This window comes from Glycomyces harbinensis, assembly GCF_900101745.1.
In the GTDB taxonomy this organism is placed as follows: domain Bacteria; phylum Actinomycetota; class Actinomycetes; order Mycobacteriales; family Micromonosporaceae; genus Glycomyces; species Glycomyces harbinensis.
The window spans coordinates 1-13,204 of the sequence record NZ_FNAD01000031.1 but is presented as its reverse complement, the minus strand read 5'-3'; the positions used below and the strand labels follow the sequence as shown (position 1 = coordinate 13,204).

Below are 13,204 nucleotides of genomic sequence, written 5' to 3'. Positions count from 1 at the left end.
CGCCCTCGCCCTCGCCCTCGCCCTCGCCCTCGCCCTCGCCCTCGCCCTCGCCGAAATCGTCGTACCTCCGAGCCACGATTGCATCGGGGGCGGCGCAATCCCGACACACCCGACCTCGGGGGCCGCAGAGCCGCCTCCCTCCCCCAAAGCCCCTGCTCAGAGAAAAATCCGCCGCCCTACTGGAATAGATCATTCCGCTCTGATATTATTGGAACAAGTCATTCCGTTCCAGTAATTCCAGCGAGGGAGCACCCCATGCGCATTCTCATCACCGGCGCCACCGGCACCGTCGGCCGCAACGTCGTCGAGCAGCTCAAGTCCTTCGACCCCGCCGTCGAGCTCCGCGCCCTGAGCCGCAATCCCGACGCCGCGCTCCCCGAGGGCGTCGAACTCGCGGTCGGCGACCTGTCCGCGCCCGACACCCTCGCCGAGGCGTTCAAGGACGTCGACGCCGTCCATTTCATCAACTTCGCGGGCGAGCAGAACGGCGCGATCCCCGACCCGGCCGCGATCGTGGCCCTCGCCGAGCAGGCGGGCGTGCGCCGCTGCACCGTCCTCGGCGGCATCGCCAACGGCCCGCTCGAGCGCCACCTCGAAGCCAGCGCGATCGAGACGACCTACCTCCACCCGGTCGAGTTCATGTCGAACGTGCTGATGTGGTGGGCCGCGCCGATCAAGGCCGACGGCGCGATCCGCGAGCCGTTCGGCGACCGCCTCAGCGCGATGGTCCACCCGGCCGACATCGGCGCGGTCGCCGCGAAGGTCCTGCTCGACGGCGGTTACGACGAGCAGTTCCTCCTGATCACCGGCCCGGAGGTCGTCACGATCCGGGAGAAGGTCCGCATCCTCAGTGAGGCGATCGGCCGCGAGATCGAGTTCACCGAACTGACGGTGGAAGAGGCACACGCCAAGTGGCGCGGCGAGGGCATGAACGACGGCGTGATCGCCTTCCTCACTGAGGCCCTTGGCAACACGCCCGAGGAGGGCAAGACCGTGGTGGACACCGTCGAGCGGATCACCGGCCGCAGGGCGCGCGGCTTCGCCGAGTGGGCGGTCGAGCACGCGGAGGCCTTCCGCTAGGGACGCGAAGCGAGGGGTGCCGCTCCGTCCGGAGCGGCACCCTTTTTGCGCGCAATACTGTTAATCCACAGGTTGGTTAGCATTTCCGAAACGACACACCACTTAGACCGATATTCACTGAATTATTGATATCTTTCGCTTTGTGTGATTTACCTCTAATCTCCATGTATGGCAGGGATCACCGAACGCACGCTCGCGAACGCGAACCGTGAATCGGCCCCGTCCCGCCACGGCAGCCGCCTCCCCGTCGGCTGTCGATGCCCTCACCCGAAAGGCATGAATCACATGAATCGCCAACGCGCACTTGCGGTCACCGCCGCCGGTGCACTCGCCACCGCTCTCTCCCTAGCCGCCGGGGCCGCACCCGTCTCGGCCGCGATCCTCGACGCCAAGGCCGAAGCGGCCCGCGCCGAGCTCGTCGGCGAGGTCTCACCGGGCCTCATCGAAGAGCTGTCGGACACCTTCGGCATCACCGAATCCGAGGCCTACGACCGCCTGGCGGTCGAAGCGGTCGCGGCCGACCTCCTGGCGGAGGCGCCTGAGTCCCTTGACGACTCGTTCGCCGGCGTGTGGGTGTCCGAGGACGCCGACGAGGTCTTCATCGCCACCACCGACGCGTCCGACTCCACCGGCATCCGCGCCGACGGCGCCACCCCGGTCCTGGTCGAGCACGACCTGGGCGCCCTCGAGGACGCCGCGGGCAGCCTCGACGCGATCAGTGCCGAGGGCTACTACGGCCACTACATCGACCTCCGGTCGAACACCCTCGTGATCGAGACCGCCGACGAGGCCGTCGCGGCCGACGCGATCGAGGCCGCGGGGATCGACCCCGCGCTCGTCACCGTCGACGCGGAAGCCGAAGCGCCCCAGACGTTCTTCGTTCGCGGCGGCGACGCCTACAACATCGAGAACTCCTGGCGCTGCTCCGTCGGCTTCTCCGTCCGCCAGGGCTCGACCCCGGGCTTCGTCACCGCGGGCCACTGCGGTGCGGCGGGCGACTCGGTCACCGGCGGCGAGGCCGCCCCGGGCACCTTCCGCAACTCGGTGTTCCCCGGCTCCGACCGGGCCTGGGTCGCCGTGGGCACCAGCGAGGTCCTGTACGACGACGTGAACATGTACTCCGGCACCCGCGACGTCGCGAACTCGACGCAGGCCGCGGTCGGCTCCTCCATCTGCCGCTCCGGTTCGACCACCGGCTGGCACTGCGGGACCGTGCAGGCGTTCAACCAGACCGTGCGGTACGCCGAAGGCGCCGTCTACGGCATGACCCGCACCAACGTCTGCGCCGAGCCGGGCGACTCGGGCGGCTCGTTCATCTCCGGGAACAGCGCCCAGGGCATGACCTCGGGCGGCAACGGCAACTGCTCCTCGGGCGGGACGACCTACTTCCAGCCCATCGGACCGGCGCTCAGCGCCTGGGGCCTGACGCTCGTCACCAGCTAGCAAGGGCGTGACGCAAGGGCGGGCCTTCCATCCGGGAGGGCCCGCCTTCGCCGTCCCCGTTGTCGGACCCCCGTGTCACCCTCGAACCGGGGGCGCTCGCGATGTCCGATTCGCAACGACACTCCGCGACACTCCCGACTCCAGCGGCCCATGTCGGACCCCCGATGGATCGTTGCACGGGGGACCCTTGCGATGCCCGATTTGTACAGACCCTCCGCAACACTCCCGATCGCAACGTCCGCCCGTCCAGCGGCCCCGTCAGGGCACGACGAGAGCGGCCAGCGCGCCGGCGGAGAGCACGAACCCGCCGCAGACGATCGCGGCCGCGCCGGCCAGCGGCGCCATCGCACCGAGACGGGCGAGCGGGCCGTGGGCTTTCGCCCTGCGGCCCAGCCAGTCCCGTCCGGCGATGACCATGAGCCCGACCGCGAGCACGGTCACGGCGAGCCCGATCCCGAAGCAGGCCACCATGACCACGGCCAGTGCGGCCCGGCCCGTCAGCAGCCCGGAGACGAGCAGGATGAACGCGGCGGGCGAGGGGATGAGGGCGCCGGCGGCGGCGATCCCGAACAGTCCCGCCCACGACCAGGGGGCGACGCCCTCGGGTGGACCGTGATGATGATCGTGGTGGTGCGCGCCGATGCCGGCGTGTCGGTCGGCGGCCGTACGGCCGCCACCGGGGTGCCCCTCGTGCCCGACGCCTGCAAGATCATCGTGGCCGTCGCCTCCCGCATGAGCATGTTCGCGTCCGTCGGCTTCGGCGTGCACGCGTCCTTGGCCGATGCTCATGCCCGCTCCCGCGGCGTCGGCTCGCGCGCCGACGAGCGGAGAGGGGATGGGATCCGAACCCACGGCGCGCCCGTCGCCGACTCGCGCGCGGGCGTGCGCCCGGCGGTGCCGGAACGCCCGCCACTGCCTGCGCAGGAGCACCGCGCCGAGCCCGAGGACCAAGAGCGCCACCGCAAGCCGCCCCCACACGGCTACCGGCTCGATCGACCCGGCCCGGTCCCCGGCGAAGGCCCACCAGAGCAGGCCGATCACGAGCACCGAGACCGTGTGCAGGCCGGCGACGATCACCGCCAGCGCGGCCGCGTGCATCCAGCGCCCCCGCTCGGCGACCAGGTACGCGGCCACGAGGGTCTTGCCGTGCCCGGGCCGCAGCGCGTGCGCGGCGCCGACCAGGAGCGCGACGGCGACCGCGACCGGCCACAGGGCGGTGTCGAAGGCCTCGAGCAGGCGGGCGTCGAAGCCGTTCACGGCCGTGCCGCCGCTCGCAGCCGCCGCAGCCCGAAGAGGCCTCCGGCGGCCACGAGCAGTACGACCGATCCGATCGCGACCGGCACCGGCCATGACGTGCCGCTCTCGGTCCTCGCGTCGAACCGCCAAGCGGCCGTGGGCGTCTCGGCGGTGTACAGCATCTGCTCGCGGTCGGCGGCCCGGGCGAAGGCGACGGAGCGGTAGGCCGGGTCGGCGTCGGTGAGGACCGTGACGGTGACGTCGACGGCCGTGACCGTTCTCTCGCAGGTGAACACGAGTTCGGCGCCGTCCTCGACCAGTCCGCCGAGGTCGACCTGGGCCGGGCAGTCGGTCCCGTCCTGGGACACGGTGATGTTCGCGGCCAGGTAGTCGGCGACCGCGCCGGAGGCGATGAGCCGCTCGGCGTCGCTGTCCCCCACCGGTTCCGGCTCGCCGTCGGCGCCCATCTCGAACACGTACTCGCGCTGCTCGTCGAGGGCCCCGGTGACCGAGCCGAGCACGAGCAGGTCGTCGGGCGCGGCGCTCCACAGCGCGGTCACCTCGCGGCCGTCGGCGGCGAGCCGCACCGTCTGCGGGTCGCCGAGCGGGTGCGCGGCGGCGGGGGCCGCGGTGCCGAGCGGGACCAGCGCGGCGAGCCCGGCGGCGACGGCGATCGACGTCAGTCGCATTCGCGCCCACCGCGGCCGGGGACGTCGAGGATCGCGGCGGCCGACGTCGCGGTGCGCCCGTGCGCGTCTACGGCTTCGGCGCTCCACACGTATGAGCCGCAGAACTCCAGGTCTTCCCAGGTGACCGCGACGGTCTCGCCGTCGCCGGCGGCTGCGGCGCCCACCGCTTCGGCCTCGGCGTGCGGGGCGATCATGACCGTCTCGATCCGCTTGTCGTAGCTCGTGTTCAGGTCGACTTCGACGACGAACTCGTCGGTCGCGTCGTCGTAGACGGCGGGGATGTCGTCGGGCTTGTACTCCCAGGTGTTGTGCTCGTCGCGGATCGGCGAGTAGGTGTTGACGGCCATGAGGCCCGCGTCGAGGTCGAACTGGAGGAGCCGCAGGAATCCGGCGTTGAAGCGGCCGTTGGGATCGGTGAAGTTCTGGTAGTTCGCCATCATCTCGACCACGATGCGGCCCGCGACGCCGTCGACGTCGCGCTTGATGTTGAGGGCGACGCCGTGGTGGTGCCCGGCCAGGACCATGAAGACGTTCTCGTTGGGCATGATGATCTCGTCCCAGTACCGGTCGGCCATGGAGGTCCACCGGTAGTTGTCCGGTGTGGACAGCGACCCGTCGGGGTTGAGGTACTCGTGGGTCGCGAAGACGACGTTGTGGTCGGGGTGGGCGCCGATGACCTGGTTGGCCCAGTCGATGGCGTCGTCCCCGGCGTAGTACCCGAGGTAGAGGAACAGGAACTTCGCGCCGTCGGCCTCGATCACGTCGTAGTGGTTCTGCGCGTCGTCCTCGCGCCAGGCGCCGCCGTACCAGTCCCGGTCCTCGTAGCGCTCGGCCGGGAAGTACTGGTTGTAGAGGTCGCCTTCGCGGCCCCACTTGGTGTCGTGGTTGCCGGGGGTGACCCCGTACGGGACGCCGGCCTCGTCGAGGACGCCCATGGCGTCGGACGCGAACTCGTACTCGTCGCTCGCGCGCTCGGTGGAGTTGTTCCCGTTGAGCCAGTTCTGGATCAGGTCGCCGGTGTGCGCGGTGTAGGCGATGTCGCGGGCCTCGGCGTTGGCGGCGATCCAGCGGGTCATCTCCGCGTAGGCGTCCCGGTAGCCCTCGGAGAGGAACTGGGTGTCGGTGACGTAGCCGAAGGAGAAGTCGTATTCGGCGGGGTCCTTGAACGCCAGGTCGGGTTCGGCGGCGTCGTCGCTGAACGCCGGGGAGGTCTCGGGCCCGTCCATGATGAGGACGTCGATGCTGCGGCCGCCGCGCACGTAGGTGGCGACGTCGATCTGCCCGGTCAGGGTGATCTGCCCGCCGGTGAGTCCGCCGTCGGCGTCGAGGAGGTCCCAGCGCTCGTACCAGCGGTTCCAGGCGTACATCTGGAGTTCGCTGGTGCCGGTGGAGGTGCCCGACCAGGTGACGGCGAAGTCGCGCCACTGCGAGGCGGCGGCCTTGAACTCGAAGCGCTGGAACGGGAAGCCCTCGGTGGTCTCGGTGACCAGCGGCTCGTCGCCCCAGTCGACGCGCTGCTCGCCGGAGATCCCCCGGGTGTCGGGCGGGGTCGCGTCGGTGGTGCCGACGTAGACCTTGGAGGTGCGGGCGTTGAGGTCGACGACCTCGCCGCCGGTGAAGGCGACCTCGGCGGCCTCGCCCGTCGTGTGGTCGGCGGTCGCGGTCAGCTCGGCCTGCGGGCCGCCTTGGATCTCGGTGCCGGTCTCGGGGCTCAGGGGCCTGGGCGCGGGGTCGACGGTGACGGAGGCGAGTTCGTCGTCGGTGAAGTCGGTCGGGTGCCGCAGGTCGTCGGGGAGCGTCCCGGGGCTCTGCGGGGCGGGCACGAAGTCGTCGGCGTTGTAGGCGGTGCGGTCCAGGCGCTGGAAGGTGTCGCCGTATTCGGACTCGAGGACGTTGAACAGCGACAGGCCCTGCGTGCAGGGGCTGTACAGCGCGCTGTAGACGCCGACCGAGTCGACCAGGCGCCCTTGGGCGTCGAGGACGGTGAGGCCGTAGCCGTTCGTGGCGAGACCGACCGCGTACGCGGCGTCGTAGTCGCCTTCCGCGAAGAGCCTCGATCCGGTGTGGACGGACAGGTAGGTCTCGCCGGGGTCGAGCACGACGTCGCCGATCGCGGGGATCTGGAGTCCGGCGGCCCGGCGCCCGTCCTCCTGGCAGCGGTAGACCCGCCATCCGGTCAGGTCGACCGGTTCGTCGCCGAAGTTCGCGAGCTCGAAGAACTCGTCGGAGCCGCCGCCGGGGCCGGCGTTGACCAGTTCGGAGACGCCCACACCGTTGTCCACCGGAGCGGGGTCCTCGATCGCGACCGGCTCATCGACGGAACCCAGGGTGCGCAGCGCCTTCACGAAGTCGGCGGCGTTGTCGCCGGAGTCGCCGACGCGCTGGTACGTCTGGTTCCAGCCGAAGTCGAGCCGACTGGGCAGCGCCTCGCCCTGCGCGCAGGGGCTGCCGGTGGCAGGCTGGTGGTACCCGTCGGCCTCGTAGACGCCGACCGAGTCCCGAACGGCCCCTTCGTCGTCGACCAGCATCGCGCCGAAGCCCTCGTTCGCGAGGCCCACCGAGTAGCGGACCGCGGTCACGCCGGAGGGCACGGACACCGAGGTGTGGGCGGCGACGGCGGCCTCACCGGGGTCGAGCACGGTGCCGGCGGGGAAGGTCGCCTGGAGGCTGCTGTCGTCGGTGCGTCCCGAGCCCCAGCAGCGGTAGAACTTCCAGCCGCCGACGTCGACCGCCTCGGTCCCGTAGTTGGCGAACTCCACGAAGTCGTCCCCGCTGCCGGCCGGGCCGCCGTTCACCAGTTCCGACACGAGCACGTCGCTGTCGACCGGGCCGCCGTCGGGCTCGGTCGCGTTGGGTTCTCCCGCGGTTCGCGGGGCCTTGATCCAGTCGTCGGCCTGAACACCGGTGTCGCCGGTGCGCTGCCAGGTCTGGTCGCGGAACCCGTTGAGGTCGTTGGGAAGAGGCGTGTCGCCGAGGGCGCAGTCGGAGTCGCCGGGGGCGGCGTAGACGGCGACGGCGTCGACGAGGGTGCGCGAGGCGTCCTCCAGCCAGACGCCGAAGCCGTCGTTGGCGAGGCTGACCTCGTAGTGCGCGTCGGCGTCGGGGAAGGTGCCCGCCGCGTTCGCGATCAGGAAGGTCTCGCCGGGGGCGAGGGTGACGCCGTCGAGCGGCGGCAGCTGCGGGTCGTAGGCGCGCGATCCGCTGGCGGCGCAGCGGAAGACCTGCCAGCCGGTGAGGTCGGCGGGGGCGGCGCCGTAGTTGGCTAGCTCGATGACCTCGTCGGCGCTGCCGGCGGGCCCGGCGTTGCTCACCTCGCTGATGAGCACGCGGGGGCCGGTCTGCGCCTGGGCCGAAGGGGTCGCCTTGTAGGCCAGGATCGAGAGGACGAGAGCGGAGATGAGGGCCAGCGCGAGGGCGGATATGCGCCGATTCTGACGAATCCGGGGGTACGGGGTCATATGACGGAGCGTGTCTGATGAGGGTGAATCACCGGTGAATCGTAGGGTACGTCCACACAGCACGCCTCGCAACTCTCAGACAATGCCTGGTCTGATCGGCGTGTCTAAGATCCAATAAGGACGAATAAATGTGAACGGGAAACGAAGAGCTGCAACGGAGCACCGGGTGCGGCACACGCGCTGTCCCGTTCCGTGGGAACTCAGACGGGGTCTTCGGAGACTCCCTGGACCTCGGCCTTCCAGCGGACCTCGGCGTCGACCCAGGTGGCGGCGCGTTCGACGGCGGCGTGCAGGTGCTCGCGGTCGGCGCGGGAGTCGTCCCACTGGGCGGCCTCCACGACCAGCTCGCCGTTGCTGCGACGCAGGGCGACCCGGCCCGGGAGGTCGTCGCCGACGAAGATCGGCAGGCAGTAGTAGCCGAAGGTTCGCTGGGGCTCGGGCACGTAGATCTCGATCTTCCAGCCGTGGCCCCACAGGCGCTCCATGCGCTCGCGCAGCCATACCAGCTGGTCGAACATCGAGACCGCGACGGCCCGCTCGGCGCCGGTCACACGAGTACGACGAACCTGAGGGTCGATCCAGGCGGGGGCCTTCCAGCCTTCGACGGTGACCTGCTCGATCTCAAGGTCACGAAGCACCTGCTGGGTGTCGGCGATCTTCAACCGGAAGTAGTCGGCGACGTCCTTGGTCGTCCCGACACCGAGGTTGCGAAGGGCGGTGGTGACCATGAAGCGCATGCATTCGTCGTCGTCGGCGTCCCGGAAGTGGGCGGCGGGGATGGCGCGCTCGGCGAGCTGGTAGACGCGCTTGAAGCCGATCCGGTGGGTGCAGGCGACCTCGCCGAACCACAGGAGGCGTTCGACGGCCTGCTTGTGGTCGGTGCGGAAGTTCCAGCTGTCGCCCATGTTGCTGACGCCCTGGGCGCGGTGCATGGCGCCGGAGGGGAAGTCGGAGACGGTGACGGCGCCGCGCTCGGCGAGGAGCGCGAGGACTTCGGCTTCGGCGACGGCGAGGGAGTCGTCCTGGTAGCGCCCGCGCCAGGCCTGGCGGCGGCGGGCCATGTAGGGCCAGGCGGACACGGGAAGGACCGACATGGCGTGGGCCCAGTACTCGAACCCGACGGCGGCGCGCCGCCGTCCGAGGCTCGAGACCGCTTCGGTGACATCGAGGTCGCGGGCGAGAAGTGTCAGCTCATGGGCCCGCCGAACCGCGGAGATGGTGTCGAGCTGAATGCACCCGAGCCGTTCGAGGACGGTCTTGTAGCGGGCGGCCTTGGGCCGCAACTGCGCGGCGAGGGCGATCCGACGCGCATCGGCAAGCCGCAACGACTCAGGCACTGGTCAAGTCCTCTCGAAAGCAACGAACATCCGCCCCGACCGTACCGCCAGGGTCCGACAACCCACCCGCCCCGACCCCGCCTGTCACACCCGGAAGGCACCATCGAAGCCGGGGGCACCCGAGTTCCGACACACCCGACCCCGGGGGACCGCCGACACCAAAACCTGTCGCACCCGCCGGGAACCATCGAAGCCGGGGGCGGCCGAATCCCGACACTCCCGACCCCGGGGACCGCAACCGGCCGAACCACGTCACACCCGTAGGGCACCATCGAGACCGGGGGCGCCTGCGCCCCGACACACCCGACCCCGGGTTGCGGACCCGCCCAGCCGCCGCCAACTCGACCACCGCCGAAGCTCAGCCTCGACCGCGCCGACGCCGAAGGGCGGCCCGCGCGAAAGCGCGGGCCGCCCTCCCCAAGTTCCTCGCTGCGCTAGTTCGGCGCGAGCGCCACGGTTCCCGTTTCGGCCCTCGGGTCGGCCGCGCCCTCCGCGTGGCCGTCCTCGTCCACCTCGATCAGGTGCGCGTGCCCGAAACCGCTCCCGGCCTCGGCGCCCTTCACCGCGAACCCGCGCGCCGACAGCCCCTCGCCCCAGGCCTCCGGGCTCCCGGCCTCCAGCTCGACGTCCGTCTCGTACACACCGGTCCACGTCCCAAACCCGGTCTCGCCCGGATGCAGCCGCCATCGCGGCGCACCGACCGCCGCCGCGACCGACTCGCCGCCGTGCAATACCCGCGCGATGATCTGCGACACGATCTGCGGCTGCGAATCGCCGCCCATCGAGCCGGCGACGAGCCGCAGCGACCCGTCCGGTCGCGTCACGAGCGCCGGCACCAGCGTGTGCGGCGGGCGCCTCCCCGGCCCGAACTCCGCCGGGTGCCCCGCTTCCAGGTTGAACCCGGTCCCGCGGTTCTGGAGGCCGATCCCGGTGCGCGGCTCGAACAGCCACGTCCCGAACCCGGCCGCGTTCGACTGGATGTACGAGACGCCCATCCCGTTGCCGTCGAGCACCGCCATGTACGTGGTCCCGCCCGCGGCCTGGTGCACCGGCACCTCGGCCTTGCGGTCGGGGCTGATGCGCTCCGCACGCTCGTCGGCGGACGCCAGCAGGTCCGACACGTCAGCGCCTTCGAACAGCCGCTCGGGCCGGTCGTATCCGGCCTGCCGCGCGGCTTCGACCAGGTAGTGCGCCCACAGGGGGTCGCTCGCGTCCACCGGCAGTTCCAGGCGGTCGGCGATCGCCAGTGCGAGCAGCAGCAGGTAGCCCTGCGAGTTGGGCGCGGCGGCCCAGACCCGGTGGCCGAACGCCTCGACGCTCAGCGGCTCCTCCCAACCCGCCTGCGACGCAGCCAGATCGGCCTCGCTGAACAGGCCCTTCCCCATCTCCACGAGGCCCTTGCCGAACTCGCCCAGGTAGAAGCCGTCCCGGCCGTCCTCGGCGGCGGCGCGCAGCGCCGCGGCGGTCCGCTCGCGCGTCACCGTCGCTCCGGCCTCCAGGCCGACCAGGTCCTCTGCGCCTTCCACGTCTTCAAGGGTCTTGCCCGCCTTGGCGAGCATCGCAGTCGCGGGCCAGCCGTCCGAGGCCAGTGCGATCGCGGGCGCCAGCAGTTCGGCCATCGGCTTCGTCCCGTAGCGCTCGTGCAGCGCGAACCATCCGTCGACGCAGCCGGGCACCGTGGCCGAACGCAGGTCGTTGCGGAACGGCATCGCCCGGTGGTCCTCGGCGCGCAGCCCCTCCGGATCGGCGCCGGAACCGGCGCGGCCCGAGGCGTTCAGGTATGCGGGCGTCTCCTCACCGGGCACGTGGACCAGTGCGAACAGGTCGCCGCCAAGCCCGCACAGGTGCGGGGCGACGATCGTGAGCGCCGCTCCGGCCGCGATCGCGGCGTCGACGGCGTTGCCGCCGTTCGCGAGCACCTCCCGTCCGATGCCGCTGACGAGCGGATCGACGGAACAGACCACACCCTGATCGACCACGGGGCCTCCTTCTGCGCAACCGGCGGGCCGCATGTCGGCCCGCCCGGGGGGATCGGATCGCGCCGAACCGCAGGTCCCGCACGATTTCGAAGCTTACCTTGCCGCGCGGCTAGTGACGACGGGAAGGGACTGCGCCGCCATGCCGACACCTGCATCGATTTACTTCGATAGGATCGCGTTCTCGGCCTCAACGGCACCCCAACGGCATGCGCCCGACCCGGTCTCACTGAACTTCCCAGTATTCGGACTGCGTGCCGGTGCTCACGACAGGTGCTTTTGTCCGTCGGCGCCCCTAGCATAGAGGTGGACCGCGTCCACCTGTACGGCCAAGTCTCTTGTACCGTGGAGTGACCGCGGTGGGGACGAGAGGAAAGATCGGAACTGGTCATGGAAGAGCTGACACAACCTGCTGATTCAGCCGGGCCGATCTCGTCGACGGTGCACCGCTGGCGGCGCCTCGCGATTCGACACGACCTCGAGTGGAGTGAACTCCTGCTGATCGCGCTGAACCTCTATGGTCTGCGCGGCAACAACACCGAAGGCATGCGCCTTCGACTGAACTCCGACGACGAGGAGTTCATGCTGGTCCTGCCGGCAGATCGAGCGACGTCGCCGTTCAGCCTCCGGGCCCACGTCGACCCCTCCTCGCCTCAGCACGGCCTGAGCGAGCTGTGCGTCGACGGCACCCCGGTCGCCGAGATCATCGAGGCCGAGCCCGGCGAGGAAGTCCGCGGCTACCTGCGCGCGGACGGCACCGCCGCGACCCTGCTCCTGCAGGACGCGGCCTCGTCCGAGTTGGTGACGGTCTACCGGGATCTGTTGGAGGCCTTGGCATCCGACCTTGCCGACGACGGCGAGCAGCACCTGTTCGACGAGGTGACCCTCTCCGCAGGGCACGCCCACGATGAAGAACTCGTCGTCGAGCACCTCACGGCGGTCCGCGAGGCGATGACCGCCGAGGGACTGCCGGAGTCGACCACGCTCGGGGTCCTGACCCCGGCGCTGCGCAGCAGCTCCGCGTTCGCGGAACTCGCCGCCAAGGTCGGACCGGTCCTGCTGTTCCTCACCACGGAGAGCTTCGAGAGCGACAGCCCCGAAGTCACGGCCGAACCCTCGGTTCCCGAGGCCGCCGCGGCCGCGGACCCGCTGGTGCCGGCCGCGAACCGCCAGTCGGAACGCCTCTCGGAGATCCTTGCGGCGGCCCGAGAAGCCGGCCATCGCACCTCCTTCACCTACACCGTCGGTAGTGAACCGCTCGACGAGATGCGCGAGTGGCTGCTGCCGCTGGCGGAGCAGACCACGCAGTGGCCGTCGCTCACGATCCTTCCGGCCGAATCGCCGGTGGACGACTCGCAGCACATCGCAGCCCCTGACGAGCGCCTCGACTTCTTCCTCGAAGCCAGGCGCCTCCTGGAGCAGATCTTCGCCCCGACCGAGCTGCGCCCGCAGCCGTGGCGCTGCTACAGGGGCCTCTGGTACCGCCAGCACGCCGGCGAACACCTCGACGGCCCGTACGTCTAAGAGCGAACAGCAATAGGGCCGCAACTCATTCGAGTTGCGGCCCTATTCATTGCTCGCGTCCGGATTCCGGGCATGAAAAAGCGCCCCACCGCATTGCGGTGGGGCGCTTCTATACGTAAATGTTTGGCGGTGTCCTGCTCTCCCACACCCTCTCGAGTGCAGTACCATCGGCGCTGGAAGCCGTAACGACCGGGTTCGGAATGGGACCGGGTGTGTCACTTCCGCTCTCACCACCAAACAAACCCTGGGGACCACACACGCGTGCGCGGCCGGTAAGGGGTTGTCCGGCTGCTCGGTGTCCCCGCGGTGCGGGGGTCGAGCTGCTCGAGCTTTCCCTATACAATTGTGCGTGATCTGAACCGGTCACACCGACTGGTGTGTGGTTTCAGAATCGCATAGTGTGCGTGAGTGTCATGTCGCTATCAAGACCGAAGTTATGTTAAGTTCTCGGCGGTTAGTAC

Annotated in this window: 8 protein-coding genes and 1 rRNA gene; 3 read left to right on the top strand and 6 right to left on the bottom strand. The window is 70.3% G+C overall.

From position 1 onward, the window contains the following. The first annotated feature begins 255 nt into the window (after positions 1-255). The gene (locus BLQ63_RS27485) at positions 256-1,080 is read left to right on the top strand and encodes an NmrA family NAD(P)-binding protein (RefSeq protein WP_091040740.1); all 825 of its coding nucleotides are present in this window, start codon (positions 256-258) and stop codon (positions 1,078-1,080) included. A 285-nt stretch (positions 1,081-1,365) separates the two neighbouring features. Beyond that, positions 1,366-2,523 (top strand): S1 family peptidase, encoded by a 1,158-nt coding sequence (locus BLQ63_RS27480; RefSeq protein WP_177155135.1) that lies wholly within the window; start codon positions 1,366-1,368, stop codon positions 2,521-2,523. A 258-nt stretch (positions 2,524-2,781) separates the two neighbouring features. On the opposite strand, the gene BLQ63_RS27475 is transcribed toward BLQ63_RS27480, so the two are convergent. From BLQ63_RS27475 to BLQ63_RS27455, 5 genes are all read right to left on the bottom strand, one after another. Beyond that, complete coding sequence (locus BLQ63_RS27475; protein ID WP_177155134.1) at positions 2,782-3,780, bottom strand: HoxN/HupN/NixA family nickel/cobalt transporter; 999 nt, start codon at positions 3,778-3,780, stop codon at positions 2,782-2,784. After that, positions 3,777-4,448: a hypothetical protein gene (locus tag BLQ63_RS27470; RefSeq protein WP_091040737.1), complete on the bottom strand. Its 672-nt coding sequence runs from the start codon at positions 4,446-4,448 to the stop codon at positions 3,777-3,779. The genes BLQ63_RS27475 and BLQ63_RS27470 overlap by 4 nt, the downstream gene beginning before the upstream one ends. Further along, on the bottom strand, positions 4,439-7,906 hold the full coding sequence (locus BLQ63_RS27465) for a lamin tail domain-containing metallophosphoesterase family protein (RefSeq protein ID WP_091040736.1): 3,468 nt from the start codon (positions 7,904-7,906) through the stop codon (positions 4,439-4,441). The genes BLQ63_RS27470 and BLQ63_RS27465 overlap by 10 nt, the downstream gene beginning before the upstream one ends. A gap of 200 nt (positions 7,907-8,106) precedes the next feature. Then, positions 8,107-9,243, bottom strand: coding sequence for a winged helix-turn-helix domain-containing protein (locus tag BLQ63_RS27460; RefSeq protein ID WP_091040735.1), 1,137 nt, complete (start codon positions 9,241-9,243; stop codon positions 8,107-8,109). A gap of 434 nt (positions 9,244-9,677) precedes the next feature. After that, positions 9,678-11,222: a gamma-glutamyltransferase family protein gene (locus BLQ63_RS27455; RefSeq protein ID WP_218125550.1), complete on the bottom strand. Its 1,545-nt coding sequence runs from the start codon at positions 11,220-11,222 to the stop codon at positions 9,678-9,680. Positions 11,223-11,609: 387 nt separating this feature from the next. Here BLQ63_RS27455 and BLQ63_RS27450 point away from each other — a divergent pair, with 387 nt between their 5' ends. Further along, entirely contained in the window at positions 11,610-12,743 is a 1,134-nt protein-coding gene (locus tag BLQ63_RS27450; protein WP_143015128.1) for a hypothetical protein, read from the top strand. A gap of 121 nt (positions 12,744-12,864) precedes the next feature. Here the strand turns inward: BLQ63_RS27450 and rrf are convergent. Continuing rightward, positions 12,865-12,981: ribosomal RNA gene (gene rrf, locus BLQ63_RS27445) — 5S ribosomal RNA — on the bottom strand. Positions 12,982-13,204: the final 223 nt, after the last annotated feature.